Origin of the sequence: Paenibacillus sp. UNC496MF, assembly GCF_900113915.1 — a bacterium.
In the GTDB taxonomy this organism is placed as follows: domain Bacteria; phylum Bacillota; class Bacilli; order Paenibacillales; family Paenibacillaceae; genus Paenibacillus_Z; species Paenibacillus_Z artemisiicola.
In genome coordinates this window covers 192,907-218,985 of record NZ_FORE01000010.1, presented here as the reverse complement: position 1 = coordinate 218,985, position 26,079 = coordinate 192,907, and the positions used below count along the sequence as shown (strand labels likewise).

Sequence of the window (26,079 nt, the reverse complement as noted above, 5' to 3'; positions counted from 1 at the left end):
CCATTGCCGGATCGTAAGGGCACGCCGTTGTGCCGTCGGATCGAAAGTTCTTGACCCGATTATAGATCGCCTTCAGACATATGTCAACTATCTTGACACGTAAACCCCGCCCAATTCATAATACAAAGAAGAGGCCCTTCGAAATGCGCGTTATTCGAAGCGATTCTGTGTAATCATACGTGACATTCATAACCGGCATAAACAGCCACGAACGCTTAAGCCCAGTTTAGCGAGGTGAAGGTCCATGAAGTCGATTTTGTTGCTTGAGAACGGCACGCCGCCCGCGGCCGCGGACAGTCTGCGGCGATGCTGCAAGTCGCTGCGCCGGGCGGCCGGCGAGAGCGAAGCCCGCGCCGCCGTCGGCGCCGTCGACGCGGTCGTCCTGCATGTCCCGGCCGCGGCGCTGGCCGGCTGGCAATCCGCCGTCGCGGGCATGCGCCGGCTGCCGACGCTGTGGCTCTGCCCGGACGGAGACGTCCCGCCGGATGCCGATTGGGGCTGCGCGCTCGACGGGATCCTGTTCGCTTCCATGGGCTCCCGCGAGACGAAGATCGCGCTCCAGTGGAGCGTCCGCGCGTTCCAGCAGCGCCGGCGCTGGGCGGAAGAACGCGAGCAGCTTTTGCAGCGGATCGAGGAGCGCAAATGGATCGATCAGGCGAAGGCCGTGCTGTGCGAGATCAAGGGCATTACGGAAGCGGAAGCGTACGACTTCCTCCGCAAGCAGGCGATGAACGAACGCAAGCGGATCGGGGACATTTCCGCGTCGATCGTCAAGGTGTACCAGCTCATTCACGGGTGAACCGGGGGGCTGCGGGCTTGAAAACTTTTGTATCGCCTTTTTTCGAAAATAATGTCAGGTATATTGACATCCGTTTTCGGCCGCCTCTATAATGCAAACAAGATCACAATGATGTGGATCCACGAATGAACCGGCGCGCACACCGACGTGCGGCCGGGTGGCAATGAGGCCGCGTTGCAGTTCTTTTTGACTGCGATGCGGCCTTTTCCGGTTGTTCCGGGCCCTGCCCGTTCGCGTAGTTCCGCCGGCCGGCATCCGGCAAGAGAGATGGAGAGAAAGAAGCAACGCCAACCATGGAGAGGAGTTTTGCAGGATGATGGATCGCAAAAGTTTCTTGAAAAGCGGGCACGGCCCTTCGCTGCTGAGCGCGTTTCTGTATTTCGATTTGAGCTTTATGGTCTGGTCGCTGCTCGGGCCGCTCGCCGTCGTCATTATGGGCGACTACCAAATGGACGCCGCGCAGAAGGCCAACCTCGTCGCGCTGCCCGTCCTCGGCGGCTCGGTGCTGCGCCTCGTGCTCGGCTACCTCACGGACGTCATCGGGCCGAAGCGCACCGGGCAGCTCGGGCTGCTGCTGACGATGGTCCCGCTCGTCTGGGGCTGGAAGTTCGTCGACTCCTTGAACGAGCTGTACGGCGTCGCCCTCATGCTCGGCATCGCCGGCGCCTCGTTCGCCGCCGCCCTGCCGCTCGCGAGCCGTTGGTACCCGCCGAAATACCAAGGCCTGGCGATGGGCATCGCCGGCGCCGGCAACAGCGGCACCGTGTTCTCGACGCTGTTCGCGAACCGGATCGCGCAGCATTTCGGCACGTGGCACGTCGTCTTCGGCCTCGCGCTCATCCCGATCGCCATCGTGTTCATCGTCTTCTCCATTCTGGCGAAGGATAGCCCGAACCAGCCCGCGCCGCGCAAGCTGTCCGATTACGGCGCCGTGCTGCGGCAGCGCGACACGTGGATGTTCTGCGTGTTCTACGGCGTCACGTTCGGCGGCTTCGTGGGCATGTCCAATTACCTGACCATCTTCTTCAATACCCAATACGGCCTGAGCCCCGTGCGGGCGGCCGACTTCACCACGCTGTGCGTCATCGCCGGCAGCTTCTTCCGCCCCGTCGGCGGCTGGCTGGCCGACCGGATCGGCGGCATCCGCATGCTGATGCTGCTCTATGGCATCGTCGCGCTCATGATGGCGTGCATCTCGTCGCTCCCGGGGCTCCCCATCATCCTCGTGCTGCTGTTCGTCGGCATGATGGCGCTCGGCATGGGCAACGGCTCCGTGTTCCAGCTCGTCCCGCTCCGCTTCCAAAACGAGATCGGCATCGTGACCGGCATCGTCGGCGCCGCGGGCGGTCTCGGCGGCTACTTCCTGCCGAAGCTGCTCGGCAACCTGAAGCTGTCCACCGGCTCGTACGCGCCCGGCTTCCTGATCGTGAGCGGCGTCGCGGCGCTGTGCGTCGCGCTGATCTTCCTGATCCAAGGCTCGTGGAAAAAATCGTGGATCGGCAGCGGCGGCAAAGCCCGCGTCGACGCGAGCGTGCCGGGCGGCGTCGCCTCGTAGAAGCGGGCGGCCGCGACGCCGCGGCGCTGGGAGATAAAGCAACGGCCACGATTGGCGACATTAACGGCAACTTTAAAGATCACTGCAGCAATCATAAAGGCAATGGCGACGATAAAGACAAGGACAATGGCGAGATAAAGGCAAAGCCCCTTGACCCGCGCGGATCTTCCGCAAACGGTCAAGGGGCTTTCGGTTGTTCGCCGAGACGGACGTACCGTTCGTACGCGTCCGGCGTGTTCAGGTTCGCGAACGCGCCTTCCTCGTCCGCGCCCGGCGTCAGCTCGAGCGTCCGCAGCGCGCCGGCGAGCGCCATGACGCGCAGGTCCCCGCGCGCCAGCCGCGACGCCAGCTCCGCGGCCGCGCTCGTATGGTACAGCGCGTGGAAGGGCTGCCCCGCCGCGCGGATCAGCTGCGGGCCGCGGAATGCCTCGCGACCTTCGGTCTTGGCGCCTCCGGCAGCCGCGGTTGCGGCAGCCGGCTCGGCCGCGTTCGGAGGCGCGCCGGCCGCGCCGCGGGCAATGCCGCCTGCCGGCGCGCCCGCTTCTCCCGGGCCCGCGACGACTTCGTTGCCGGCGGGTTCCGACGCGGAAACGCCGACGGCCCTGGCAGCATCGGGCCAGCCCGCTCCGCCGGGCCCCGCCTCCGCGGCGGCCCGAAGCAGCCGCGCCAGCAGCGGCGCCGACAACGCCGGCATGTCGCAGGCCATCGCGAAGCCGTAGCCGGGCGCCGGCATCGATGTCAGCGCGGCATGCAGCCCCGCAAGCGGCCCGCTATCCGGGAAGCGGTCGGCCGCGAAGCCGATCTCGCCCGGCAAGCCCGCGAGCAGCGGCCCGTATTCGTTCGCGCGCTCCGCCGGGCCGCAGGCGACGACGACGCGCCGCAGGCCAAGGGCGAGCATCGCCTCCGCCGCAAGCCGCAGCAGCGGCTTGCCGCCCACCGGCAGCAGCGCCTTGTTGCGTCCCATCCGCGAGCTCCGTCCGCCCGCGAGGAGGATGCCGGTCACTTCCTCCGCTCTCATGCGCATGACGCTCCTTCCGCTCCTTTTTCGCTAGATGCGCGTTTTCTCCAGTATAGAGGGCCATGAAGAGATTGTGAAGAAAGCCCGGCGCAAGCTTGCGGGCTTTGCAGCCGAACCGGAAGGAAGTCTATAATAAAACAGGAAGAAATGAACGGCGAAAGCGAACGCTAGGCTGCGCGGCCGCCGGTCTGTAAGCCGGCTCTGCTCGCCGTGCCGTTCCCGCCCGTGAACGAGCGTCCCGCCCCCCCCTCGTAACAGACGGGCGGCACGGGATGACCAGCCTGACCGCCATTCCATTTTCCCGACGAAAGGATGAGATCGATGTCGTTCGCTGAAATCGTCAAAGGACGCCGCTCCGTTCGCAAGCTGACCAACGCGCCGGAGGTGCCGCGCGCCGCGGTCGAGGACGTGATTCGGAACGCGCTGCACGCGCCGTCCGCCTTCAACATGCAGAGCGGCCGCCTCGTCGTGCTGACGGGCGCCAACCACGCCAAGCTGTGGGACCTCGTGACCGAAACGCTGCGCGCCCACGTCCCGGCGGAAAAATTCGGCGCGACGCAGGACCGCATGAACGGCTTCAAGGGCGGCGCCGGCACGGTGCTGTTCTTCGAGGACGAAACGACGGTCAAAGCCATGCAGGCGAAATCGTCGCCGTCGTACCAGATGCATTTCCACAATTGGTCGCATCAAGGCAGCGCGCTGCTCCAATACGCCGTTTGGCTCGGCCTGACCGAACAAGGTCTCGGCGCGTCGCTGCAGCACTACAACCCGATCATCGACGACCAGGTGAAAGCGGAGTGGGACGTCCCCGCCTCGTGGACGCTCATCGCCCAAATGCCGTTCGGCCGGCCGGCGGAGACGCCGGGCGACCGCTCCTTCCTGCCGTACGGGGACGTCGTGAAGTGGCACTGACCGCCTGATTCTCTATTCGACGCAAGCAAGCCGTACGCCATGAGGGCGTACGGCTTGTTTTATGATAGGGGCCTCCCGCCTTAGATTCGCACGTACGGTATCACGTACGGTACATGCACCCTCCAAACGCCAAATCCGCCCCATGTACGGTACCACGTACGGTGCATGTCCCAACCCTGCGGTAACCCCCGCCTCAACAACGACGCGCGCTTCCGCTCATTGTCGCCTTCTCCCCAAACAAACAAAAAGGACCGCCCCCACAGGCACGGCCCTTCACGTATCTGCCGGCATTCAACTCGCCGGCTAGCTCACAAGCGTCACGCCTTCGGGTCGAACGAGCTCTTCAGCGACACGATGCGGTTGAACACGATCCGCTCCGGCGTCGAGTGCTTCGGATCGACGTTGAAGTAGCCGTGGCGGAAGAATTGGAACTTGTCCTGCCCCTTGGCGTCCTTCATGTTCGGCTCGACGAAGCCTTGCAGCGTCGTCAGGGAGTTCGGGTTGATGCGGTCGAGGAACTCCTTGCCGCCGTCGGCTTCGTCGTCGAGCAGCAGCGGCTCGAACAGGCGGAATTCCGCCGGCACGGCTTGCGACGCCTCCACCCAGTGGATCGTCCCCTTGACCTTGCGGCCGGTGAAGCCGGTGCCGCTCTTCGTCTCCGGATCGTACGTGCAGCGCAGCTCGGTCACGTTGCCGTCCGCGTCCTTGACGACGTCCTCGCACTTGATGAAGTACGCGTTCTTCAGCCGGACCTCGTTGCCCGGGAACAGCCGGAAATATTTGCTCGGCGGGTTCTCCATGAAGTCGTCGCGCTCGATGTAGATTTCGCGCGAGAACGGGATTTGGCGGATGCCCATCGCTTCGTTCTCCGAATTGTTTTCGGCGTCCAGCAGCTCCGTTTGCCCTTCCGGGTAATTCGTGATGACGACCTTCAGCGGATCAAGCACGGCCATCGTGCGCGGCGCCTTCAGCTTCAGGTCCTCGCGGATGAAGAACTCCAGCATGCGCTCGTCCACGACGCTGTACGCGCGGGCGACGCCGATCTCGCGGCAGAAGGCGCGCAGCGCTTCCGGCGTGAAGCCTTTGCGGCGCAGGCCGCTGATCGTCGGCATGCGGGGATCGTCCCAGCTTTCGACGACGCCTTTGTCCACGAGCATTTTCAAGTAGCGCTTGCTCATGATCGTGTTCGTCACGTTCAAGCGGGCGAATTCGTATTGGCGCGGCTTCGCCGACATCTCGCATTCTTCGATGACCCAGTCGTAGAGCGGCCGGTGGTCTTCGAATTCCAGCGTGCAGACGGAATGCGTCACGCCTTCGATCGCGTCGCTGATCGGATGCGCGTAATCGTACATCGGATAGACTTTCCACGCGTCGCCCGTGCGGTGATGATGGGCGTGCGCGATGCGGTACAGCGCCGGGTCGCGCAGGTTGATGTTCGGCGACGCCATGTCGATCTTGGCGCGGAGCACGCGCTCGCCGTCCTTGAATTCGCCGGCGCGCATGCGGGCGAACAGGTCCAGGTTCTCGTCGACGCTTCGGTCGCGGTGCGGGCTGTTCTGGCCGGGCTGCGTCAGGGTGCCGCGCATTTCGCGCATTTGCTCGGCGGTCAGGTCGTCGACGTACGCCTTGCCCTTCTTGATCAGCAGCACCGCGCGGTCGTACAGCTCTTCGAAATAATCCGAGGCGAAACGCAGGTCGTCCCACTCGAAGCCGAGCCAGCGGACGTCCTCCTGGATCGCGTCCACGTATTCGGTATCTTCCTTCACGGGATTCGTATCGTCGAAGCGCAGGTTCGTCTTGCCTTTGAACTCGTCGGCCAGCTCGAAGTTGAGGCAGATCGATTTCGCGTGCCCGATGTGCAGGTAGCCGTTCGGCTCCGGCGGGAAGCGGGTGATGACCTCGCCCACCTTGCCGGACTGCAGGTCGTCGCTCACGATGTTCCTGATAAAATTAGAGGATGATGTCTTATTCTCCATAACGACCAACCTTTCTCCACTCTAGCGGAATGCGCCGTCCGAAGCGCCGGCTTCGAACGGAAGCCGATCCGCTCTTATCCTACTATTGTACACAAAACTAGACGTCTTTATAAATAGCAACTTGGCGAGCATGCCCGGAAAAACGATTCTTGACATTCTCCGTCCCTCTCATATACTTAGGTTAGCTAAACAAATTAATTGGCAAGCAAAGGAGTACCCGCTTATGCAGGATGACCGCGAACACCCCAGCCCCTCCGCGCACGAGCTCATCCGCGCCCTGCGTCAGCTGCGGCAGCTCCCGTGGAACAACCGCAACCCGATCGAGAACTGCACGCCGAGCGAGACGATGACGCTGTTCTGCATCCGCCGGGCCACGGACCGCAATCCGGCCGGCGTCAAGGCGTCGGAGCTCAGCACGATGCTGAACGTGGCGTCCCCGACGATCACGCAGAGCGTCAACCTGCTCGTCGCCAAAGGGCTGCTGCAGCGCAGCGCCGATCCGCAGGACCGCCGCGCCGTCCGCATCACGCTGACGGAGGAAGGCATGCGCCTGACCGGGCTCGCGCAGGACGCGATGCAGGAGCGGATGACCCGGCTCGTCGCGCATCTCGGCTCGGACCGGGCGCATCAGCTGGTCGAGCTGCTGCACGACGTCGCTTCGTTCTTCGGCGGCGACGAAGCCGGACCGGGAAACGGCGGCCCGTGCCGGAACGGCTGGAATCCCCCCACTACGTCCAAAGAAGGTGAATGAATCTCCATGGTCAAACTGCTCCGCATGCTGAAACCGTACCGATTGCTCGTCTTTTTCGTGCTGCTGTTCGTGTTTCTCCAGTCGCTGTCCGACCTGTACCTGCCGACGCTGCTCGCCGACATCGTCGACAAGGGCGTCGTGAAGGGCGACAACCCGTACATTTGGAAAATCGGCGGCCTCATGCTCTTCATCGCGCTGCTCGGCGGCCTCTGCTCCATCGGCGCGAGCTTCCTGTCCGCGAAGTCGTCCAGCGCCTTCGGCCGCGACCTGCGCAGCCGCGTCTTCGCCCACGTAGAGAAGTATTCGCTCCACGAGTTCGATAAAATCGGCACCGCCTCGCTCATCACGCGGACGACGAACGACATCACGCAGGTGCAGCAGGTGCTCATGATGATGATGCGGGTCATGGTCGCGGCGCCGATGATGTGCTTCGGCGGCATCATCATGGCCCTCTACAAGGACGCCCATCTGTCGCTCATCATCATCGCGATCGTGCCGATCCTCGCGCTGGTCATTTTCGCCGTCGTCAGCCGCGGCGTGCCGCTGTTCAAAGTGATGCAGGTCAAGATCGACAAGCTGAACCTCGTGCTGCGCGAGAACCTGACCGGCATGCGCGTCATCCGTTCCTTCAACCGCTCGAAGCACGAGCAGGCGCGCTTCAACGACGCGAACGCGGATCTGACGGACACCGCGATCAAGGTCAACCGCATCATGGCGTCGCTCATGCCGATCATGATGCTCGTGCTGAACTTCGCCAGCCTCTTCATCGTCTGGTTCGGCGGCCTTCGCATCGAAGACGGCCACATGGCGGTCGGCGACCTGATGGCCTTCATCCAATACGCGTGGCAGATCATGTTCGCCCTCATCTTCGCTTCCATGATGTTCGTCATGATTCCGCGCGCGTCGGCTTCGGCGACGCGGATCAACGAAGTGCTGCACACGGTGCCGGACATTCACGACCCGGCGCACGGCGGCGCCAAGCGTCCGTCCGTCCGCGGCGAGCTGGCGTTCCACGACGTGTCGTTCCACTACCCGGGCGCCGAAATGCCGGCGCTGTCCGGCATCTCGTTCGCGGCCGGTCCCGGCGAAGTGACCGCCATCATCGGCGGCACCGGCTCCGGCAAATCGACGCTGATCAACCTCATCCCGCGCTTCTACGACGTCTCCGGCGGCCGCATCACGATCGGCGGCACGGACGTCCGCGAGCTGACGCAGGAAGAACTGCGCTCGGGCATCGGCCTCGTGCCGCAAAAGGCCGTGCTGTTCACCGGCACGATCGCGGACAACATCCGTTTCGGCAAGACGGACGCCACGGACGAGGAAGTCCGCCATGCCGCCGTCGTGGCGCAGGCGTACGACTTCGTCTCCGAGATGAAGGACGGCTTCGACGCCCCGATCGCGCAGGGCGGCACCAACGTGTCCGGCGGCCAGAAGCAGCGGCTGTCGATCGCGCGGGCGCTCGTCCGCAAGCCGTCGATCTACCTGTTCGACGACAGCTTCTCGGCGCTCGACTTCAAGACCGACGCCAAGCTCCGCGCCGCGCTGCGCGGCGAGACGTCGGACGCCACCGTCCTGATCGTCGCGCAGCGCGTCAGCACCGTCATGGACGCCGACCGCATCATCGTGCTCGACGACGGCAAGGTGTCCGCGATCGGAACGCACCGCCAGCTGCTGCAGTCGTCCCCCGTGTACCGCGAAATCGTGACGTCACAGCTCTCGGAGGAGGAAATCGCATGAGCGAACAACAACGCGGATCCGCGGGCGGCGGCCCGGGCGGCGCCGGCAGACCCGGCCAGCGGCCCGGAGGCGCCGGACCCGGCTTCGGCTTCGGACCCGGACGCGGCCCGGGCGCCATGGGCATGCCCGTGCAGAAGGCCAAGGATTTCAAGGGCACGCTGCGCCGCCTGATCGGCTACCTGCGCCCGTACCGCGTCTCGCTGCTCGTCGTCCTGCTGACGGCCGTGCTCAGCACGGTGTTCTCCATCGTCGGCCCGAAAATCATGGGCAAGGCGACGACGAAGCTGTTCGAGGGCCTTATGGGCAAGATCCAGGGCACGCCGGGCGCGAAGATCGATTTTCATTACATCTGGCAAATTCTCGCCTTGCTGGGCGTCCTCTACATCATCAGCGCCCTGTTCGGCTTCATCCAGCAGTACGTCATGGCGGGCGTCGCGCAGAAGACCGTCTACGGCCTGCGCAAGGACGTCAACGAGAAGCTCGAGCGATTGCCGCTCAAATATTTCGATTCCCGCACGCACGGGGAAATCCTGAGCCGCGCCGTCAACGACGTGGACAACATCAGCGGCACGCTGCAGCAGAGTTTGACGCAGTTCATCACCTCGTTCGTCACGCTGATCGGCGTCATCGTCATGATGCTCACGATCAGCTGGATCATGACGCTCATCACGATCGTCACGCTGCCGCTCAGCTTCCTGGCGATCAAGATGATCGCGAAACGGTCGCAGCTGTATTTCAAAGGCCAGCAGAAGGCGCTCGGCGAGCTGAACGGCCACGTCGAGGAAATGTACACGGGCCACAACATCGTCAAGGCGTTCGGCCGCGAGAAGAGCTCCGTCGCGAAGTTCGACGAAGTGAACGGCCAGCTGTACGAGTCCGGCTGGCGCGCGCAGTTCGTCTCCGGGATGATCATGCCGGTCATGGGCTTTATCGGCAACATCGGCTACGTGCTCGTCAGCGTGGCCGGCGGGATCCTCGTCCTGCACAGCCGGATTACGATCGGCGACGTGCAGGCGTTCATCTCCTACTCCCGCCAGTTCGCGATGCCGATCACGCAGACGGCGCAGATCGCCAACGTCATCCAGTCGACGATCGCGTCGGCGGAGCGGATTTTCGAGCTGCTGGACGAGGAGGAGGAGGTGCCGGAAGCGGCGCAGCCGGCCGCCCTCGCGGCGAACGCGAAGGACGCCGTTCCGGGCAAGGCCGTCAAGGTGCGCGGCGACGTCAGCTTCAATCGCGTGCAGTTCCGCTACAAGGACGACACGCCTCTGATCGAGGACATGAACATCCACGTCGAGTCCGGCCAGATGATCGCGATCGTCGGCCCGACCGGCGCGGGCAAAACGACCTTGATCAACCTGCTCATGCGCTTCTACGAGCTGAACGGCGGCAGCATCACGATCGACGGCGCGGCGCTGACCGAGCTGAAGCGCGGCGACCTGCGCAGCCTGTTCGGCATGGTGCTGCAGGACACGTGGCTGTTCAACGGCACGATCCGCGACAACATCGCCTACGGCCGCATCGGCGCGACGGAGGAAGAAGTCGTGGCGGCCGCCCGCGCGGCGTACGCGGACCACTTCATCCGCACGCTGCCGGAGGGCTACGACACCGTCCTGAACGAGGAAGCGTCCAACATCTCGCAAGGGCAGAAGCAGCTGCTCACCATCGCCCGCGCGATCTTGGCGGATCCCGCGATCCTCATCCTCGACGAGGCGACGAGCAGCGTCGACACGCGGACCGAGATCCACATCCAGCGCGCCATGAGCGAGCTGATGCAGGGCCGCACGAGCTTCGTCATCGCGCACCGCCTCTCGACGATTCGCGACGCCGATCTCATTCTCGTCATGAACCACGGCACCGTTATCGAGCAGGGCACGCACGAAGAGCTGCTCGCGGCGGGCGGCTTCTACGCCGACCTGTACGAGAGCCAGTTCAGCACGCAGAAGCGGACGCAGGACGTCAGCTGACCCGGCCGGGTTATCGTCTCCGGCACACGCGGCGGCAACCCCGGCGGCAGAGCCGCGAGCCTTGCCGTCAGCTCGGCAGCGGCGAGATGCGCCGCGCGTGCCCAGGGCAGCGCGACGCATCTCCGCACGACAAAAGCCTCTCCGAAACCGGAGAGGCTTTTTGCCGTTCGCGCCGGGCGCGCGCGTAAGTCCGCCGCGGCCGCCCCCCGGTTCGCCGCAAACGTCCTGCCGTACGCCGCCTTCGGGCGTAAAGAAGCCGCGAGCCCCGTCACTGCGGGCTCGCGGCCTTTTGGAACCGCTTATCGCGCGTGCTCTTATACTTGCTTAGTTTACTTGCTCTTCTTTCACTTGATCGGCGATCTGCTTGATGAAATGCTCCTGGCCTTCGTCATTCCGGCTCGAGGCGTGGGAGAACGACGCTTCTACGATCTGCCCGAAGCCCCAGTAGCCCGCGGGCACGTCCGGGAACATCGGCGCGATGTCCGTCAGCGGACCGCGGAACAGCATCGCGTTGATCAGCACGACCGCTTCCACCCGCTTGATCGCGTTGTTCGGCTTGAACGTGCCGTCCCCGTAGCCGCTGATCATGTGGCTGCGGTACAGCGCCTCGATGGCCGAAGACGCCCAGCTGCCCTGAATGCGCAGCGCGATCGGGGTGCCGGCCTGCAGGTTCAGGAACCGCGCCATGCCTGTCGAAGCTGCACCGGGTCGACACGTACGCCGGCCATATCGTGCCCGGCCTGACCGGCGCGTTCGGCTGCTTCCTCTTGCGGCAGTTCATCGCCACCATCCCGAGCGAAATCATCGAGTCCGGCCTGATCGACGGGGCGGGCCACCTGAAAATAGTGCGGGCCATCGTGGCGCCGCTGCTGTACCCGGCGCTCGCGACGCTCGGCATCTTCACGTTCATGGGGACGTGGAACAACTTCTTCTGCCCGCTCGTCGTCACGAACAGCGAGGATCTGCGCACCGTGCAGATCGGGCTCAGCTTCTTCCAAACCCAGTACGGCACGGCCGACTGGGCGCGATGATGGCCGCCGCGACGCTCGTGAGCGCGCCGGTGCTCATCGTCTTCTTCTTCGCGCAGAAATATTTCATCGAAGGCATTACGATGACGGGCATCAAGGGCTGAACAAGCGACAAGGGCTCCGCCGCCGCCAGGGATCATGGCGGGGCGGAGCCCTTGTCGGTCGCGGCGGTCCTTCAGCCGCGATTCGCGCGGACGGCGCCGCGCGCGAACCGCTCCGGCGCGAAGCTCGCCGCCGCTTCCGGCTCCGGCGGCCGGCCCTGCAGCAGGCCGCCGATCAGCGCGGCGGTCGCCGGGGCGAGCAGGATGCCGTTGCGGTAATGGCCGGCCGCGAGCAGCGCGTCCGGGCTGCCGGGAACGGCGCCGACGAGCGGCCGCCCGTCGACCGTGGCCGGCCGCAGCCCCGCCCACGTCATGGCGGGCGCGCGCCCGGCGAGGAACGGGAACACCCGCGGCGTCCAGCGGGTCAGCCGGGCGATGCCGCGCTCCGTGACGGAGGCGTCGTAGCCCGCCGCGTCCTCGGAGGCGCCGCAGACGAGCCGGCCGTCCCGCTTCTGCACCCAGTACGCTTGGCTCGAGAACACCATGTGCCGCACGGATTCCGGCGCGGAAGCACGGCGGTCGTGTTCCGCGCCGCCGTGCGGGGCGCTGCCGGCCGCGGCGTTCCCGCCCGCGCCGGCCAGCTCGAAGGCGCAGATCTGCCCCCGGATCGGATGCACCGGGATCGGGAACCCGCACGCCTCGGCATAGGCGTTCGCCCAGGCGCCGGCGCAGACGACGAGCGCGTCGCCGGCGATCCGCCCGTACGCCGCCGTCTCCGCGGCGGGCTCGAGGCGGCCGCCGGCGACCCGCGGCGGCGCGATGCGCCCGGCGTGCTCCAGGAGGCGCACGCCGAGCCGGCGGCAGGCTGCCTCGAGCGCGGCGACCAGCTTCGGCGCGTGTACATGCGCCTCGCCGGGGCAATGCAGCGCGCCGACCGCGGCCTCGGTCAGCCGCGGCTCCAGCTCGCGCAGCCGTTCGGGGCCGACGAGCTCGGCATCCGCCCCGTAGCGGCGCTGCCAGGCGAGCCGCGCCTGCAGCGGCTGCAGGTCCGCCTCGTGCAGCGCGACCGTCAGGCTGCCGGAGGCGGTCAGCTCCGCGGACAGGCCGGACACGTACTCAATCCGGCGCACCCATTCGGGATAGCGCCGCAGGCTGTCCAGGCACAGCCGGAAGAACGCGTCCGGTAGCTTGGGGTTCTCGGTGTACGGCGCCAGCATGCCGGCCGCGGCGCCCGACGCCTGGCCGCCGGCGCGGCCCGGCTCCACGACCGTGACGGCGTCGCCGGCCAGCGCGGCCTCGAACGCGCAGGCGAGGCCGACGATGCCGCCGCCGAGCACGACGACGCGCCGGCTCATCCGCGGCCGTCCCGCGCGTCCGGCCGCGCGCCCGCGGCGGCGCTCGCCGCCAGGGGCGGCACGCCCTCCGCCTCGCTGCTGGCCGAGGCGTAGCGGCGCTTCGGAATCCGGCCGGACAGGTACGCCAGCCGGCCCGCCTCCACGGCCAGGCGCATCGCCCGCGCCATGCCGACAGGGTCCTGCGCCTTGGCGACCGGCGTATTCGCCAGGATGCCGGCGGCGCCGAGCTCCATCGCCTGCACGGCGTCGGCCGCGGCGCCGATGCCGGCGTCCACGATGACCGGCACCCCGGCCTCCTCGACGATCAGGCCGAGGTTGTACGGGTTCAGCAAGCCGAGCCCCGTGCCGATCGGCGCGCCGCCGGGCATGACCGCCGCCGCGCCGGCTTCCTCGAGCCGCTTGCACAGGATCGGATCGTCCGACGTGTACGGCAGCACGACGAAGCCTTCGCGCGCGAGACGCTCCGTCGCCCGCAGCGTCTCGATGGGATCCGGCAGCAGCGTGCGCGGATTGGCGCTGATCTCGACCTTGATCCAGTCGCTGAGCCCCGCCGCCCGAGCCAGCTTGGCAATCCGCACCGCCTCGTCGGCGTTGCCCGCGCCCGACGTGTTCGGCAGATAGACGTAGCCGCTTCCGTCCATATGCTGCAGAATCGCGTCGTCCTCCGCGTAATCGAGATTGACGCGGCGCACCGCGAACGTCACGACCTCCGCCGCCGACGCCTCCAGCGCCAGCCGGAACACCGCCGGGCTCGGGAACCGGCCCGTGCCGAGGAAGAACCGCGACCGCAGCCGCTTGCCGCCGATTTCGAGCCAATCCTCTTCCGCGCGATAGCCCATCGCTTCCAGCTCCGCCATTCGCCTCACCCTCCTCCCACGAAATGCACCAGCTCCAGCGCCGCCCCGTCCGCCAGCGAAGCCGTCTCCCACGCTTCGCGGGCGACGATGACGCCGTTCAGCTCGACGACGAGGCTCTTGCCCGCCAGGCCGAGCGCCTCCACCAGCTCCGCGACCGTCCGCGCGGCCGTCTCCTCGCGGCGCCCGTTCACGACGACCGCGATGGCCGCCGGCGCGCTAATCTCCGCGGCCCGCTCCGCCGCCGCGTCGATCCGCGCACGGAACGCCCGGCAGACGTCCGCGGGACGCGCGTCGCCGACGATCGCCGACACCGCGCAGATCCGCGTCGCGCCGGCCGCCAGCACCTCGTCCGCGTTCGCGAGCGTGATGCCGCCGATGGCGACCCACGGAATCGACACGTTAGCCGCCGCTTCGCGCACGTACGCCGTCGTGACCGCCGCCCTGCCGGGCTTCGTGCCCGTCGGGAAGACGGGGCCGACGCCGATATAGTCGGCGCCCCCGCGCTCCGCCGCCAGCGCCTGCTCCAGGCTGTGCGTCGAGATGCCGATGATGGCGTCCGGCCCCAGCAACCGTCTCGCTTCCGCGAGCGGCATATCGTCCTGCCCGAAATGCGCCCCGTCCGCGCCGACCTCGAGCGCGACGTCGAGATGGTCGTTGACGATGAACGGCACCCCGTACCGGGCCGTCAGCTCGCGCAGCGCCCGGGCGTCCCGCAGCAGCTCCTCCTTCGAGGCGTCCTTCGCCCGCAGCTGCACGATGTCCGCGCCGCCGAGGATCGCCTGTTCCATGACCTCCGGCAGCCCCCGGCCGGGATGATAGTTCGCCGCCGTAATGGCGTACAGCTTGAAGTCCCGCCAATTTCGTCGTTCCATGCCCGCTCTCCTCTCCATGCTTCCTCTTTGCGCGATGCTCCCTCTTTCCGCCATGCTTCCCCCGCCTGCGCCGGCCGTCTACGAATAGATCGTCCCGCCGCCCGAACGGAACGCGCTCGCCTGCTCCTTCATGCCGGCCTCGATCGCCTCGCGCGTCTCCAGCCCGTTCGCCTCCGCGTAATCCCGGATATCCTGCGTGATCCGCATGCTGCAGAACTTCGGCCCGCACATGGAGCAGAAATGCGCCGACTTCGCCGCCTCCGCCGGCAGCGTCTCGTCGTGGTACGCCATCGCCCGTTCCGGATCGAGCGACAGGTGGAACTGGTCCTTCCAGCGGAATTCGAACCGCGCCTTCGACAAGGCGTCGTCGCGCAGCCGCGCCCGGGGATGGCCCTTGGCGAGATCGGCGGCGTGGGCGGCGATCTTGTACGCGATGACGCCGTCCTTCACGTCCTCCCGGTTCGGCAGGCCGAGATGCTCCTTCGGCGTCACGTAGCAGAGCATCGCCGTCCCGAACCAGCCGATCATCGCGGCTCCGATCGCCGACGTGATGTGGTCGTAGCCCGGCGCGATGTCCGTCGTCAGCGGCCCGAGCGTATAGAACGGCGCCTCTTGGCAGACCTCGAGCTGGCGGTCCATGTTCTCCTTGATCAGGTGCATCGGCACGTGGCCCGGCCCTTCGATCATGACCTGCACGTCGTGCTTCCACGCGATCCGCGTCAGCTCGCCGAGCGTCTCCAGCTCCGCGAACTGCGCCTCGTCGTTGGCGTCGGCGATGGAGCCCGGACGCAGGCCGTCGCCGAGCGAGAAGGCCACGTCGTAACGCTTCATGATTTCGCAAATGTCCTCGAAATGCGTGTACAGGAAGTTCTCCCGGTGATGCGCCAAGCACCACGCCGCCAGGATCGAGCCGCCGCGCGACACGATGCCCGTGACGCGCTTCGCCGTGAGCGGGATATAACGGAGCAGCACGCCCGCGTGAATCGTAAAATAGTCCACGCCCTGCTCCGCCTGCTCGATCAGCGTGTCGCGGAACACCTCCCACGTCAGGTCCTCCGCCTTGCCGTCCACCTTCTCGAGTGCCTGGTAGATCGGCACCGTGCCGACCGGCACGGGCGAATTGCGGACGATCCATTCGCGCGTCGTATGGATGTTCTTGCCGGTGGACAGGTCCATGATCGTGTCGGCGCCCCAGCGCGTCGCCCACGTCATCTTCTCGACCTCTTCCTCGATCGACGACGCGACGGCGGAGTTGCCGATGTTGGCGTTGATCTTCACGTGAAAGGCGCGCCCGATGATCATCGGCTCGCTCTCGGGGTGGTTGACGTTCGCGGGAATGATCGCCCGCCCGGCGGCCACCTCGTCCCGCACGAACTCCGGCGCCATGCCCTCGCGGATCGCGATGAATGCCATCTCCGGCGTCACGATGCCGCGCCGCGCGTAATGCAGCTGCGTCACGTTCCCGCCCTCGCGCGCCCGCAGCGGCCGCCGCGTCAAGCCCGGGAACGTCTCCGCGCCGCCCCGCGAAGCGGCCGACTCGCTATGAAACCCGTTGTCGAGCGGCGCGATCGTCCGTCCCTCGTACGCCTCCGTGTCGCCGCGCTCCGCGATCCAGCCGCCGCGCAGCGCCGGCAGTCCCCGTCTTACGTCCGTCTCGTACGCTTCGTCGGTGTAGGGTCCGCTCGTGTCGTACACGGCGATCGGCGCGTTCGGCCGCGCGCCGCCGTTCCTTCCTTCCGTCGGCGTCAGGCCGATCTCGCGCATCGGCACGCGGATGTCGGGCCGGCTCCCTTCCGCGTATACTTTGCGGCTTCCCGGCAGCGGAGTCGTCATCATTGTCATTTCGCACATCCTCCTCATAATCGTCCATCTCGGCGGAAACGCACCAGGAGGCCTGCAAAGGGAAGCGAGGCGCGCGAAAAAACGAACGGGACCGCGCGGCGGAGATCGCCGCCAAGCGAAACGCTTCGCCGCAACTTGCCGGAGCGCGGGACGCAGGCGCCCGCGGCCGCCCATCGGCGGCGCGGACGCGCATCCCAGCGCGCGGCCGGCGAACGGCCGCCACGCAAAAAAACCGCTCCGGCGAAGGAGCGGTTCATGTCGCGGTCGTCTGTCCGCCGGCCGCGGAACGCCCAAGCGTTCCGCGGCCGGCGGACGGATCGGCTTCGTACGGCATGGCGGCATGATCGCCTCCCGCGCCGTACGGCCGAATCGAAGTCGCACGTACATTTCCCACTTTCCTACGCTGGCATGACCCAGATCAGGTTCAAAGGGACCAAGGCATTCTGCCTTATCTCAGCCCGTGCGGGCGCCCCTAGTGGATTTCCTGACAAGACTATACCCCTCGAGGGAAAAGTTGTCAACGTTCCGATCGGCGGCAGGAAGAAAAAGGATTGACGGTTTCCGCTTTCTGACTCTATACTAACTATAAAATATTAAGTTCATTACTTTATGTTATTAATTATCCGGAGGTTTTGCCCATGTCCACGTCCAAATGGCTTGTCGACGCGACGCACAGCAGCGTAGATTTTACGATCAAACACATGATGATCGCGAAAGTGAAAGGCACCTTTCACGAATTCAGCGCCGAGATCGAGGCGGATCCGAACGATCTGACGACGGCGAACATCCGTTTCGACGTGACGCTCGCCAGCATCGACACGCGCAACGCGGACCGCGACAACCACCTCCGCACGGGCGATTTCTTCGACATCGAGCATTATCCCGCGCTCACGTTCCAGTCGACCTCCATCGTGAAAACGGGCGACGGCGAATACGACGTGACCGGCAACCTCACCCTCCGCGGCTTGACCCGTCCGGAGACGTTCAGCGTCACGTACGAGGGCAGCGGCAAGGATCCGTGGGGCAACGAGAAAGTCGGCTTCAGCGCCAAAGGCGCGATCAGCCGCAGCAGCTACGGCCTGACGTACAACGCGGTCCTCGAAACCGGCGGCGTCCTGATCGGCGACGAAGTGAAGATCGCCATCGAGCTCGAGGCCGGCAAAGCGGACTAAGTTTGCGGAAATCCGATGCCCGCGGGCGGAACGCGCCTCGGGAAATACGACGCTCCGGCTGCGAAGGGCTGAATCGCCGGGTGCAGGCAAGACCATGCGGTCCGATTTCGTGCGAGGCGGGCTGATTTTGCGTTTTGGCCCTTGCCGTGCGCGCGGGGCAAGGCGGCCCTCCGCCCGGCTCCTCAGCCAAACAAACAGCGGCCGCCCCGCAGGAAACGGGGCGGCCGCTGTTTGTACGCGGTCCTTCGTATGCACGAATCCAAGAAGAAGCTACCCTTGCAATCCTTCAGTCGCGTCGGCGGCGCGCTCGGTCTGCGCGTGTACCTCGGCCGTCAGCTTGCGAAGCTGTTCGCGCAGCGCGACGATGCCGTCCGGGCTCAGGCTCGTCTGGCAAAAGACGCGCTCCGGGATGTCGGTCGCCCGCTCCTTGAGCGCCCGCCCGTCGCCGGTCAGCCGAACGATGACGCTGCGCTCGTCCTGCGGGTCCCGTTCCCGGCGCAGCAATCCCATGGCCTCGAGCTTCTTGAGCAGCGGCGTCAGCGTCCCGGAATCCAGGTACAGCCTGCGGCCAAGCTCCTTCACGGGCACTTCGTCCTTCTCCCACAGCGCCAGCAAGGTGACGTACTGCGTATACGTCAGGCCGAGCTCGTCGAGGAACGGGCGATACAGCTTCGTCACCTCGCGCGCGCAAGCATAGAGGGCAAAACAGAGCTGATTGTCCAGCTCGAGCATCGCGCTCTTGTCCATGATTCGTCTCTCCAATCTATATCAATGCAATTAAATTGCATACAATTGATGTGGTTAGAATATCAGCTGACCCGAGGGCTGTCAACTGATTTCCTTGCCGGCGCCGCGCTGCAGGGCCATGAACTCCCGGAGCATCGCGATGCGCCACACGACGATCATGCCGAACGCGAGCACGAAGAACAACGCGCCCGTCTGCGGGATCGACACCTTCGACTCCACCGCGTCGTGCACCAGCAGGCGGACGATCAGCAGGCCGAGCAGGATGAACACGAACATTTTGGACCGCTTCAGGACGATCTCGCCGCCGATCCGCTCCAGCTTGGACGTCCGGATCAGCGGATAGGCGAACACGGTCGCGCCCGCGGCGAAGGCGATCAGCGCCCACGTCCACGGCACGTGCGTCTCGGGCACGACGAACATCAGGAAGCCTGTGGACATGCCAAGCGGCGGGATGATGATTTTCCGCATGTTCGTCGGCCGGTTGCTGGCCCGCAGCCGCAGGAACATGACCGCCGCGCCGGACAGCAGCGTCACGACGATCGACGCGACATGGCCGACTGAAAATGAATTCTGGAACATCCGGACGCACTCCTTTGCGGCAAGCTCCGCGGTCGGTTCGACGGCTCTGGCGAAGCAGCCGTCACTCCATCTATCCTACCTATTTTGCGCCGTTGTTGCAAACGCCGCCATTCCGGAAGGAACGCGCTTCGCCGCCTTAGGCGAGCACGTCGGCCCGGATCTTCACGACCGCCTTGCGGATCGGCATGTCCTCGTCCGCCGAGCAGTTCGGACGATGGATATCGGTCGGGAAGAGCACGACGAAATCGCCGGGCACCAGATGTACGGTTTGCTCGCGATGAACCTCGCCGTAGAACGCGATGTCTTCCGCGTCGTAGCGGTCGTCGGTCACGATCTGGTCCTCCGCCGCTTTGGCGACGCGCATCTGCTCGCGGCCGCTCAGCAGCAGCTGCACGTCGGTGTGCGTCCGGTGCGTCTCCGGCGGTACCTCCCGCCACGTCCGCGTCACCGGTTCGTTGATGAGGAGGAACATGCCTTCCTCGCCGATGTCGTGCCTGCCGGCGGGCAGCGCGTCCAAATCCATGGCCTGCAGCCGCTCGATCGCGCGCCGCACGCCCGCGGGGAACGTCTGCTTCTCGCGCGCCCAATTGGTCATGTCGCTGATAATCATCGGTTCAGCCTCCTTCGGGAACGACCGCCTTGACCCGGCCCACGTCGCCGCTCTGCAGGCGGACCTTGATGCCGTGGGGGTGGTTCGGCGAATTCGTCAAAATATCCTTGACCACGCCGCGGGTCAGGCGCCCGGTCGGCTGGTCCTTCTTCAATACGATGTCGACCGTGAGGCCCGGCCGGATGTTCGCGCGCGATTGTCCGTTTGTGCTCATGCGGGGCAGCGCTCCTTCTCGTTCGTTTTTCTGTCCCCCATCATAATCCAGCGGGCAGGCGAAGTAAAGGAACGGGGCATTCGATATTTTCGTTGACAGTGAGAATGAGAATTACTATCATTAGAGTAGAAAAGCAGGCTGGCGAAGCGCGCAGGCCGCAGAGAGGCAGGGTTCCGGACGCATGAAGAAAATCAAATACTGCTGCCGCAATTTCCGGCACGGCTCCAAGACCGTGTTCAAATCGCTGAAGCAGGAATTTCCCGATTTGAAGCAGAAGAAGAAGGACTGCCTCGGCAACTGCAAGCTGTGCGCCAAGCAGTGCATGGTCCTGATCGGCAAGACCGAAGTGGTCGTCGCCCCGTCCGCGGACGCCCTGTATGCGAAGCTGAAGCATCGGATAGGCTAATGACGGCATAGTGTGGTACGATAAGAGAAGAAGCGCCGGATCGACAGCATCCGCCCGCCTTCTTCTCTTTGCGTTTACATACGACCCTAATTGGAAAGCGAGGCGTAGCCGATGATGAACGACACGCTCAGCGAAGCGTTGAACGAACAGCTGAACTTCGAGTTTTATTCCGCCCACGTGTATTTGGCGATCGCCGCGTATTGCTCCGGAGAAAGCCTGGACGGCTTCGCGAACTTCTTTATCGTGCAGGCCGAGGAAGAACGTTTCCATGCCATGAAATTGTACAAGTACCTCAACGACCGCGGGAAGCGCGTCACGTTGAACGGCATGGGCACGCCCCACAACGACTATGGCTCCATTCTCGACGCGTTCGAGCATGCCTACCAGCATGAGCTCGAAGTCACCAAGCGCATCTACCACTTGTCCGACCTCGCCCTGAACGACCGCGAGCATGCGACGATCCAGTTCCTGAAATGGTTCATCGACGAGCAGGTCGAAGAAGAAGCGATGTTCGACAGCATCATCAAAAAGCTGAAGCGCATCGACAAGGACAGCAACGCGTTCTTCATGCTCGACGCCGAGTTCGCGGCGCGGACCTTCGTGCCGCCGGCGAACGCTTAACGCCGGGCTTGTCCGGTTGCGCGGCGAGACGGCTGCGAGTATGTCATCCGCCGCCACGAGAAGAGCTCCCTGCTTGCGCTTCAGGCAGGGGGCTCTTCCCGTTGCGAAACCGAATCTTTCGACCGGCCCGTAATCGCGGCCCGTACTTCAGCCGAATGAGTTAAGGCCGATTCCCGTCATGACTTAGATTTAGACCGCGGTCAAGGATACCGCTTCGAGGATGACCGGCGTATCCGCGAGCAGACTGAACGGCGCGTCGGACGTGAACACCACGGTACCCGTCGCTCCCGCTCCGGGCGTGACGACGTACGTCGTTCTTTGCTGCAGCACGCCGTTGATGAAGAGATTGTAGTAACCGTTCGGCGAGACGTCCGGGATCGTCGAAGGCGTATCGCCGGCATCGTTAGCGAATTGAGCTCCCGTTACCGTAAAGGTCGTCACATCCGTAAGCGCCGACGACGAAAAGAAGAACGTTCCCACGCTCGCCTGAACGCTCGGGGTCACGATATTAAAAAGCTGGGTTGGCATCGAAAATCACCTCCTCTAACTCTATTAAATGCTGCCGCCTCCCTAACCGGAAGAGCGGATAACCTGATTCGCTTTCATCAACTATTCGCCGTCGGCACCGCTTGAAAGCCTACCGTCTCCAAAATGATCGGCGTACCCGCCGCGACCGTTTGTCCGGTCTCGTATATGGTCAGTCCCTCAGGCGCGGCATGGTACGCCTGTCCTTGCTGGACAACGCCGTTCAGGTACAAATTGTAATAGCCGGATTGGCCGAAATCCGCGAACGAGGACACGGGCTCGCCTGCGTCGTTGACGAAGTCGGCGGCCGGGAACGCAACCGCCTCCGCAAAGCCGATTTCCGCGGGCGCGGCGTAAAAGTAACGCCGGATGTCGGGAATGACGCGAATGCCCGCCATGCTGGCCGCCCCCGGGATCCCCGGAAGCCCCCGTGCCCCCGGGGCCCCCTGCGTTCCTTGGATACCTTGCGGCAAAGCCGCATGCCTGCGCGACGGGCTCCTTGCCGGCCTGTTTTGTTTTTGGCTTCCGCATGTCCTGCGCTTTTTGGCGACCTTGCGGCAGCAGATCCGTTTGAAGCGTTTCATGCGGTCCTGAAGCTTTTTTTTGCGTCTAGGCGCAACGGAACAGGCCAACGTCGGCACCTCCTCCATTATCTCGTCCCCTGCCTGGACGGCACACGCGATGCGTCTTCACAGGTTATGTTCACAACCTAGCGGCGGCCCTAGATTATTGAACCGATCCGAAGCTGGATTGACACCCATTTCGAGATGCAAAAAGACGCCTTCGAACCAAGGCGTTCCATGGTTTCGAAGGCGTCTCCGCCGACCCGAAGGACGGCTTCTTTTTGTCCGCTGCCGTCCCGCAACCCTCAGCGGCGGCGCGTCGTCAGAATAGTGAGCGCGAATTTCGGCAGCACCAGCTGGCGGCGCCAGCGCGACGGCTGCTTCAGCAGCCGGTACAGCCATTCGACGTTCAGCTTCTGCCAGACGACGGGCGCGCGCTTCACCTTGCCCGCGATGACGTCGAGGCTGCCGCCCACGCCGAACGCGACCTTCGCGTTCAAGCGGCTCTTATGCTTGTAGATCCACTTCTCGGCATTCGGCGCGCCGAGCGCCACGATCAGCAGATCCGGCCGTTTCCGCGCGATGTCGGCCACGATTTCGTTCTCCTGGTCGCCCTTGAAGAAGCCGTTATGCCGGCCGGCGATCTCCACGCCGGGGTACTTCGCCTTGATAATGTCGACGGCCTTCGCGTTCGTCTCCTCGTCCGCGCCCAGGACGTAGAGCGAGAAGCCGCTTGCCGCCGCGCCCTCCAGCAGCCGAATCAGCATATCGTAGCCCGTCACGCGTTCGGGAATGCGCGTCCCCTGCCATTTCGCCGCGAGCACGACGCCGATGCCGTCCGGCGTGATGAGATCCGCCTCCTCGACGATCCGCCGAAGCTCCGGCTGCCCCTTCGCCGCCATCACGATCTCCGGATTGGCCGTAATGAGATGGAACGGCTTCGTCTCCGCGCGCGCATCCGCCGCCAGCTTGGCCTGAATCAGCTTCACCGTATCCGAAAGCGTCATTTTCGAGAAGGGCACGCCTAAAATATTGACGCAGTCCATGCTTCCACACCTTCCTCTTCCTCACTCATGCTGTCCCTTATTGTAGCACAGGGCCCATGCCGGCGAAAGAAACCGCCCCGCCCGCGCTAATCGAACAGCCCGCCGATCCAGCGGATGAAGTCGCCGACGATCGGCACGAGGCCGAAGCCGTGCTCGCCGATCGCGACCAAGCCGTAGACGCGCTCGCCGATCGCCACCGCGCCGACGACATGCCGGCCGATGGCGACCGCCCCGAGCGCGTTCTCGCCGATCGCGACGGCCCCGAGCGCGGATTGGCCGATCGCCACCGCCCCGAGGGCAAGATCGCCGATCGCCACCGCGCCGGCGGCGAGGCCGCCCGAGAGCGCGACCGCGCCGAGCCCGAGCATGGCGCCGAGGGCGACGGCGCCGAAGCCGACGATGCCGACCGCCACCGCGCCGCCGGCGACGAGGCCGATCGCGACGTCGCCGAGCGCCACGAGGCCGAAGGCGACCTTCGGCTTGCCCCTGCCCGCGCTCGTGCGGATGCTGATGACGGGAAACTTGGAAGTCGGCCATTGGTAGTCGATCTCGTTCCGTCCGTTTTGGCCCAAATACCGGTTAAACCGAAGCAGCCGGCTCCATTCGAACATGTCGCGCGCTTCCTCCTCTTGGCTCCTTTGGTGATTCAAGCCTTTTTTTCAAGCGTATACTAAAGGCAAGAGCGCAGGCAACCTCGTTCGCCTGCCGCTAGCGAATTTTTTTGACCGGCGATACGCCGAATATAGGAAAGCAGGTGACAGCGATGACGAAACGAATCCGGACGGCGGCGTCCGGCGCGATCGCGCTGACGCTCGCGCTGATGCTGCTCGCGGGCTGTTCCGGCAAGCCCGGCAACGTCGCCGAGGCGCCCGGCAAGCCGCCGGCGGCCGATCAAGGGGACCGGACCGGCTCCGGGACCGGCGATAACGCCGGCAATAGCGGGAATGACGCGGGTGCCGTGAACAAAAACGATGCCGGAGACGGCGGGACGGTCGCGCCTTCCCAGCCGTCCGATCCGTCCGCCGGCAGCGGCGGGAACGGCCCGAACGCGGGCGGAGGAACGAACGCGGGCGGCGGCTCGAATGCGAACGGCGGAGCGAAGCCGGGCACGGGCAACGACGCGAACGCGGGCGGCGGCAAGAGCAAGCCGGACAGCGCCAAGCCGAAGGTCGTCGCGAGCAACGAGGCGTTCCGCGTCTACGGTCCCGCGCCGGACAGCGTCGTCGGCAAGTCGTTCAAGGTGAAGGGGCAGGCCCGCGTCTTCGAAGCGGCCTTCGGCTACTCCTTCGAGGACGGCCACAACGTGCTCGCGGAAGGCCATGCGATGGCGGACAAAGGCGCGCCGGCCTGGGGCGAGTTCGAGCTCGACATCGCGCTCCGGCAGCCGCCGTCCAGCCCGACGGGCGTGCTGACGATCTACGAGGCGAGCGCCAAGGACGGCTCGCACGTGCACGAGCTGCACATCGCCTACACGTTCGACAAAGGCATCCTGAAGCTCGAGGGCGAATAAGGTTTTGGATCGAAACAAGATAAAAAACGAAGGCGGCTGCCATTTCCGGCAGCCGCCTTCGTCCTATCCCGTCCGCGGACGCCGCCGTTAGTCAGCGGCATGAAGCGCGTCCAGCGCCTCCGCCCGGTCCGCCAGGAAGAAGAACCGTTTCCCCTGGTTGCATTCGTAAATGAAATCCCGCAAGCTCTTGCTGCCGTAGCCGCCGAACTCGCCGACGATGGCGATCTTGACGCCGTAGTTCGTGAACTTCTGCAGGATATCGCCCGCCAGCTTCGTCCGCAGCTCGAAGAAATCCTCCGCGACGTTCGCCTTGTCGAGGAGCAGCTTATGCGCGTCCCCGTTGTAACTCGCGTCGGCCATCAGATCGAGCGCCTCTTGCACGCTGCCGATGACGACGCCGTCGTCTTCGATGATCGCGACCCGGGACGCCCCGCGCTGATCGATCGTCATGTTCATGCGCCGCACCGCCTTCCTTGATTTCGATGATGCGCCTGCCCGAGGGCCGGCTGACTCCATCATAGCGCGAACGCGCGGCGGGATAAAGCCGCGCGCCGAAAATAAAACGGAGCCCGCCCCGCCGGGCAGGCTCCTCGCGGCGAAGCGCGGCGTCAACCGCCGAGCAGTCCCGCTTCCTTCAAATTCAAGTAGCTCGCCGCGATCGTCTCCATCGGCGTCAGGTTGCGAAGCCGGTCCTGCTCGACGACCATCCAGTTCACGCCGATCTCGCGGGCCTTCAGAATCGACGGCGCGATCCGGACGATGCCCGTGCCGACGGCGGTCCATTGGTCCGGCGCCTCGGCCGTCGTGACGTCCTTCACGTGAATGGCGGGAACGCGGCCGGCCATCTTGTGCAGGATCTGAACCGGGTCGGCGCCGCCCATCGTGATCCAGGCGATGTCCATTTCGAAGAAGACCGCCTTCGGATCGGTGTATTCGACCAAAATATCCATCGCGTTCACGCCGCCGAACGCCGTCCGGAACTCGTGCGCATGGTTGTGGTAGCAGAGCTTGACGCCCTCCGCCGCCAGCCGGGCGCCCGCCCGGTTATACAGCTCGGCGTCGCGCAGCAGCTGGTCCTTGGATTCGCACGGTCCCCACCAGACGGTGACGTGGGACGCCTCGACCGTCGCCGCGTTCGCGACGAGCCGGTCCAGCTCCTCGCGCAGCGACTCCCGGCTCGCGCTGACCGTGACGGCCTGCAGGCCGAGCGCTTGGAAGCGCTTCACGTTGCTCGCGGCGTCGCCCGCCAGCAGATGAGGCTCCATGCCCTCGATGCCTTGATAACCGATTTCGGCCGCCTTGCTCATCGCACCCCAAAAATCGGTCTTCGCTTCCTTGTGAATGATCCCGATCAAACCCAGCTTCGGATTTCCCAT

General features: G+C 65.1%; 28 protein-coding genes and 1 riboswitch. Of the genes, 11 read left to right on the top strand and 17 right to left on the bottom strand.

Translation table 11 applies throughout. From position 1 onward, the window contains the following. The first annotated feature begins 244 nt into the window (after positions 1–244). Entirely contained in the window at positions 245–799 is a 555-nt protein-coding gene (locus BMZ79_RS18855; protein WP_090642456.1) for an ANTAR domain-containing response regulator, read from the top strand. Between the two features lie 316 nt (positions 800–1,115). Beyond that, on the top strand, positions 1,116–2,354 hold the full coding sequence (locus BMZ79_RS18850) for a nitrate/nitrite transporter (protein ID WP_090642719.1): 1,239 nt from the start codon (positions 1,116–1,118) through the stop codon (positions 2,352–2,354). 178 nt (positions 2,355–2,532) lie between these two features. On the opposite strand, the gene BMZ79_RS18845 is transcribed toward BMZ79_RS18850, so the two are convergent. Continuing rightward, a complete protein-coding gene (locus tag BMZ79_RS18845; RefSeq protein WP_177222209.1) occupies positions 2,533–3,372 on the bottom strand; it encodes a molybdenum cofactor guanylyltransferase in 840 nt (279 codons plus the stop codon). A 321-nt stretch (positions 3,373–3,693) separates the two neighbouring features. On the opposite strand from BMZ79_RS18845, the gene BMZ79_RS18840 reads away from it, so the two are divergent. After that, positions 3,694–4,284 (top strand): nitroreductase family protein, encoded by a 591-nt coding sequence (locus BMZ79_RS18840; RefSeq protein ID WP_371263744.1) that lies wholly within the window; start codon positions 3,694–3,696, stop codon positions 4,282–4,284. Between the two features lie 317 nt (positions 4,285–4,601). Here BMZ79_RS18840 and BMZ79_RS18835 read toward each other — a convergent pair whose 3' ends face one another. Further along, a complete protein-coding gene (locus BMZ79_RS18835; RefSeq protein ID WP_090642451.1) occupies positions 4,602–6,260 on the bottom strand; it encodes a glutamine--tRNA ligase/YqeY domain fusion protein in 1,659 nt (552 codons plus the stop codon). A 223-nt stretch (positions 6,261–6,483) separates the two neighbouring features. On the opposite strand from BMZ79_RS18835, the gene BMZ79_RS18830 reads away from it, so the two are divergent. From BMZ79_RS18830 to BMZ79_RS18820, 3 genes are read left to right on the top strand one after another with little or no spacing between them, the layout of a single operon-like run. Then, positions 6,484–7,011, top strand: a complete 528-nt coding sequence (locus BMZ79_RS18830; protein WP_177222208.1) for a MarR family winged helix-turn-helix transcriptional regulator — start codon at positions 6,484–6,486, stop codon at positions 7,009–7,011. A 6-nt stretch (positions 7,012–7,017) separates the two neighbouring features. Further along, the gene (locus BMZ79_RS18825) at positions 7,018–8,748 is read left to right on the top strand and encodes an ABC transporter ATP-binding protein (protein ID WP_090642447.1); all 1,731 of its coding nucleotides are present in this window, start codon (positions 7,018–7,020) and stop codon (positions 8,746–8,748) included. Continuing rightward, complete coding sequence (locus tag BMZ79_RS18820) at positions 8,745–10,715, top strand: ABC transporter ATP-binding protein (RefSeq protein ID WP_090642446.1); 1,971 nt, start codon at positions 8,745–8,747, stop codon at positions 10,713–10,715. The genes BMZ79_RS18825 and BMZ79_RS18820 overlap by 4 nt, the downstream gene beginning before the upstream one ends. Before the next feature lie 324 nt (positions 10,716–11,039). Here BMZ79_RS18820 and BMZ79_RS35510 read toward each other — a convergent pair whose 3' ends face one another. Further along, complete coding sequence (locus BMZ79_RS35510) at positions 11,040–11,402, bottom strand: S-layer homology domain-containing protein (RefSeq protein ID WP_090642444.1); 363 nt, start codon at positions 11,400–11,402, stop codon at positions 11,040–11,042. A 44-nt stretch (positions 11,403–11,446) separates the two neighbouring features. Between BMZ79_RS35510 and BMZ79_RS18810 the strand changes: the two genes are divergently transcribed. Further along, a complete protein-coding gene (locus BMZ79_RS18810; protein ID WP_256252832.1) occupies positions 11,447–11,746 on the top strand; it encodes a carbohydrate ABC transporter permease in 300 nt (99 codons plus the stop codon). Between the two features lie 172 nt (positions 11,747–11,918). Here BMZ79_RS18810 and BMZ79_RS18805 read toward each other — a convergent pair whose 3' ends face one another. From BMZ79_RS18805 to thiC, 4 genes are all read right to left on the bottom strand, one after another. Continuing rightward, positions 11,919–13,139, bottom strand: coding sequence for an FAD-dependent oxidoreductase (locus BMZ79_RS18805; RefSeq protein WP_090642443.1), 1,221 nt, complete (start codon positions 13,137–13,139; stop codon positions 11,919–11,921). Then, positions 13,136–13,996, bottom strand: coding sequence for a thiazole synthase (locus BMZ79_RS18800; RefSeq protein ID WP_305728351.1), 861 nt, complete (start codon positions 13,994–13,996; stop codon positions 13,136–13,138). The genes BMZ79_RS18805 and BMZ79_RS18800 overlap by 4 nt, the downstream gene beginning before the upstream one ends. 5 nt (positions 13,997–14,001) lie before the next feature. After that, on the bottom strand, positions 14,002–14,868 hold the full coding sequence (gene thiE, locus BMZ79_RS18795; RefSeq protein WP_090642441.1) for a thiamine phosphate synthase: 867 nt from the start codon (positions 14,866–14,868) through the stop codon (positions 14,002–14,004). Between the two features lie 78 nt (positions 14,869–14,946). Then, positions 14,947–16,710, bottom strand: a complete 1,764-nt coding sequence (gene thiC, locus BMZ79_RS18790) for a phosphomethylpyrimidine synthase ThiC (protein ID WP_090642440.1) — start codon at positions 16,708–16,710, stop codon at positions 14,947–14,949. 378 nt (positions 16,711–17,088) lie between these two features. Further along, positions 17,089–17,194, bottom strand: a riboswitch (TPP riboswitch). A gap of 154 nt (positions 17,195–17,348) precedes the next feature. On the opposite strand from thiC, the gene BMZ79_RS18785 reads away from it, so the two are divergent. Further along, positions 17,349–17,882: a YceI family protein gene (locus BMZ79_RS18785; RefSeq protein WP_090642438.1), complete on the top strand. Its 534-nt coding sequence runs from the start codon at positions 17,349–17,351 to the stop codon at positions 17,880–17,882. 270 nt (positions 17,883–18,152) lie between these two features. On the opposite strand, the gene BMZ79_RS18780 is transcribed toward BMZ79_RS18785, so the two are convergent. The 4 genes from BMZ79_RS18780 to BMZ79_RS18765 form a co-directional block, all read right to left on the bottom strand. Then, on the bottom strand, positions 18,153–18,629 hold the full coding sequence (locus BMZ79_RS18780; protein ID WP_090642436.1) for a MarR family winged helix-turn-helix transcriptional regulator: 477 nt from the start codon (positions 18,627–18,629) through the stop codon (positions 18,153–18,155). 81 nt (positions 18,630–18,710) lie between these two features. Further along, positions 18,711–19,208, bottom strand: a complete 498-nt coding sequence (locus BMZ79_RS18775; protein WP_090642435.1) for a CcdC family protein — start codon at positions 19,206–19,208, stop codon at positions 18,711–18,713. Between the two features lie 136 nt (positions 19,209–19,344). Beyond that, a complete protein-coding gene (locus BMZ79_RS18770) occupies positions 19,345–19,818 on the bottom strand; it encodes a NanQ anomerase/TabA/YiaL family protein (protein ID WP_090642433.1) in 474 nt (157 codons plus the stop codon). Between the two features lie 4 nt (positions 19,819–19,822). Then, a complete protein-coding gene (locus tag BMZ79_RS18765; RefSeq protein ID WP_090642432.1) occupies positions 19,823–20,032 on the bottom strand; it encodes a YwbE family protein in 210 nt (69 codons plus the stop codon). A gap of 181 nt (positions 20,033–20,213) precedes the next feature. On the opposite strand from BMZ79_RS18765, the gene BMZ79_RS18760 reads away from it, so the two are divergent. Together BMZ79_RS18760 and BMZ79_RS18755 are read left to right on the top strand one after the other, a co-directional pair. Continuing rightward, positions 20,214–20,438, top strand: a complete 225-nt coding sequence (locus BMZ79_RS18760) for a DUF1450 domain-containing protein (protein WP_090642430.1) — start codon at positions 20,214–20,216, stop codon at positions 20,436–20,438. 114 nt (positions 20,439–20,552) lie between these two features. Beyond that, positions 20,553–21,059 (top strand): ferritin, encoded by a 507-nt coding sequence (locus tag BMZ79_RS18755; protein WP_090642428.1) that lies wholly within the window; start codon positions 20,553–20,555, stop codon positions 21,057–21,059. A 189-nt stretch (positions 21,060–21,248) separates the two neighbouring features. On the opposite strand, the gene BMZ79_RS18750 is transcribed toward BMZ79_RS18755, so the two are convergent. From BMZ79_RS18750 to BMZ79_RS18735, 4 genes are all read right to left on the bottom strand, one after another. After that, entirely contained in the window at positions 21,249–21,587 is a 339-nt protein-coding gene (locus BMZ79_RS18750) for a DUF4183 domain-containing protein (protein ID WP_090642426.1), read from the bottom strand. A gap of 77 nt (positions 21,588–21,664) precedes the next feature. After that, positions 21,665–21,982, bottom strand: coding sequence for a DUF4183 domain-containing protein (locus tag BMZ79_RS34325; protein WP_177222206.1), 318 nt, complete (start codon positions 21,980–21,982; stop codon positions 21,665–21,667). A gap of 470 nt (positions 21,983–22,452) precedes the next feature. Next, a complete protein-coding gene (locus tag BMZ79_RS18740; protein ID WP_090642423.1) occupies positions 22,453–23,193 on the bottom strand; it encodes a WecB/TagA/CpsF family glycosyltransferase in 741 nt (246 codons plus the stop codon). An 86-nt stretch (positions 23,194–23,279) separates the two neighbouring features. Beyond that, positions 23,280–23,804, bottom strand: a complete 525-nt coding sequence (locus tag BMZ79_RS18735) for a hypothetical protein (protein WP_090642422.1) — start codon at positions 23,802–23,804, stop codon at positions 23,280–23,282. A 152-nt stretch (positions 23,805–23,956) separates the two neighbouring features. Here BMZ79_RS18735 and BMZ79_RS18730 point away from each other — a divergent pair, with 152 nt between their 5' ends. Then, positions 23,957–24,703, top strand: coding sequence for a Gmad2 immunoglobulin-like domain-containing protein (locus BMZ79_RS18730; RefSeq protein WP_090642421.1), 747 nt, complete (start codon positions 23,957–23,959; stop codon positions 24,701–24,703). Positions 24,704–24,790: 87 nt separating this feature from the next. Here BMZ79_RS18730 and BMZ79_RS18725 read toward each other — a convergent pair whose 3' ends face one another. Both BMZ79_RS18725 and BMZ79_RS18720 read right to left on the bottom strand, forming a co-directional pair. Further along, positions 24,791–25,159, bottom strand: coding sequence for a DUF4180 domain-containing protein (locus BMZ79_RS18725; RefSeq protein ID WP_090642419.1), 369 nt, complete (start codon positions 25,157–25,159; stop codon positions 24,791–24,793). Between the two features lie 152 nt (positions 25,160–25,311). Then, complete coding sequence (locus BMZ79_RS18720) at positions 25,312–26,079, bottom strand: sugar phosphate isomerase/epimerase family protein (RefSeq protein ID WP_177222205.1); 768 nt, start codon at positions 26,077–26,079, stop codon at positions 25,312–25,314.

Coding starts and splice junctions, on each gene's coding strand:
- BMZ79_RS18840 (WP_371263744.1), top strand. CDS start 3,694: ATGTCGTTCGCTGAAATCGTCAAAGGACGCCGCTCCGTTCGCAAGCTG.
- BMZ79_RS18780 (WP_090642436.1), bottom strand. CDS start 18,629: ATGGACAAGAGCGCGATGCTCGAGCTGGACAATCAGCTCTGTTTTGCC.
- BMZ79_RS18725 (WP_090642419.1), bottom strand. CDS start 25,159: ATGAACATGACGATCGATCAGCGCGGGGCGTCCCGGGTCGCGATCATC.
- BMZ79_RS18775 (WP_090642435.1), bottom strand. CDS start 19,208: ATGTTCCAGAATTCATTTTCAGTCGGCCATGTCGCGTCGATCGTCGTG.
- BMZ79_RS18730 (WP_090642421.1), top strand. CDS start 23,957: ATGACGAAACGAATCCGGACGGCGGCGTCCGGCGCGATCGCGCTGACG.
- BMZ79_RS18760 (WP_090642430.1), top strand. CDS start 20,214: ATGAAGAAAATCAAATACTGCTGCCGCAATTTCCGGCACGGCTCCAAG.
- BMZ79_RS18765 (WP_090642432.1), bottom strand. CDS start 20,032: ATGAGCACAAACGGACAATCGCGCGCGAACATCCGGCCGGGCCTCACG.
- BMZ79_RS35510 (WP_090642444.1), bottom strand. CDS start 11,402: ATGGCGCGGTTCCTGAACCTGCAGGCCGGCACCCCGATCGCGCTGCGC.
- BMZ79_RS18785 (WP_090642438.1), top strand. CDS start 17,349: ATGTCCACGTCCAAATGGCTTGTCGACGCGACGCACAGCAGCGTAGAT.
- BMZ79_RS34325 (WP_177222206.1), bottom strand. CDS start 21,982: ATGGCGGGCATTCGCGTCATTCCCGACATCCGGCGTTACTTTTACGCC.
- BMZ79_RS18740 (WP_090642423.1), bottom strand. CDS start 23,193: ATGGACTGCGTCAATATTTTAGGCGTGCCCTTCTCGAAAATGACGCTT.
- thiE (WP_090642441.1), bottom strand. CDS start 14,868: ATGGAACGACGAAATTGGCGGGACTTCAAGCTGTACGCCATTACGGCG.
- thiC (WP_090642440.1), bottom strand. CDS start 16,710: ATGACAATGATGACGACTCCGCTGCCGGGAAGCCGCAAAGTATACGCG.
- BMZ79_RS18750 (WP_090642426.1), bottom strand. CDS start 21,587: ATGCCAACCCAGCTTTTTAATATCGTGACCCCGAGCGTTCAGGCGAGC.
- BMZ79_RS18755 (WP_090642428.1), top strand. CDS start 20,553: ATGAACGACACGCTCAGCGAAGCGTTGAACGAACAGCTGAACTTCGAG.
- BMZ79_RS18845 (WP_177222209.1), bottom strand. CDS start 3,372: ATGAGAGCGGAGGAAGTGACCGGCATCCTCCTCGCGGGCGGACGGAGC.
- BMZ79_RS18800 (WP_305728351.1), bottom strand. CDS start 13,996: ATGGCGGAGCTGGAAGCGATGGGCTATCGCGCGGAAGAGGATTGGCTC.
- BMZ79_RS18825 (WP_090642447.1), top strand. CDS start 7,018: ATGGTCAAACTGCTCCGCATGCTGAAACCGTACCGATTGCTCGTCTTT.
- BMZ79_RS18850 (WP_090642719.1), top strand. CDS start 1,116: ATGGATCGCAAAAGTTTCTTGAAAAGCGGGCACGGCCCTTCGCTGCTG.
- BMZ79_RS18720 (WP_177222205.1), bottom strand. CDS start 26,079: ATGGGAAATCCGAAGCTGGGTTTGATCGGGATCATTCACAAGGAAGCG.
- BMZ79_RS18735 (WP_090642422.1), bottom strand. CDS start 23,804: ATGTTCGAATGGAGCCGGCTGCTTCGGTTTAACCGGTATTTGGGCCAA.
- BMZ79_RS18820 (WP_090642446.1), top strand. CDS start 8,745: ATGAGCGAACAACAACGCGGATCCGCGGGCGGCGGCCCGGGCGGCGCC.
- BMZ79_RS18770 (WP_090642433.1), bottom strand. CDS start 19,818: ATGATTATCAGCGACATGACCAATTGGGCGCGCGAGAAGCAGACGTTC.
- BMZ79_RS18830 (WP_177222208.1), top strand. CDS start 6,484: ATGCAGGATGACCGCGAACACCCCAGCCCCTCCGCGCACGAGCTCATC.
- BMZ79_RS18835 (WP_090642451.1), bottom strand. CDS start 6,260: ATGGAGAATAAGACATCATCCTCTAATTTTATCAGGAACATCGTGAGC.
- BMZ79_RS18855 (WP_090642456.1), top strand. CDS start 245: ATGAAGTCGATTTTGTTGCTTGAGAACGGCACGCCGCCCGCGGCCGCG.
- BMZ79_RS18805 (WP_090642443.1), bottom strand. CDS start 13,139: ATGAGCCGGCGCGTCGTCGTGCTCGGCGGCGGCATCGTCGGCCTCGCC.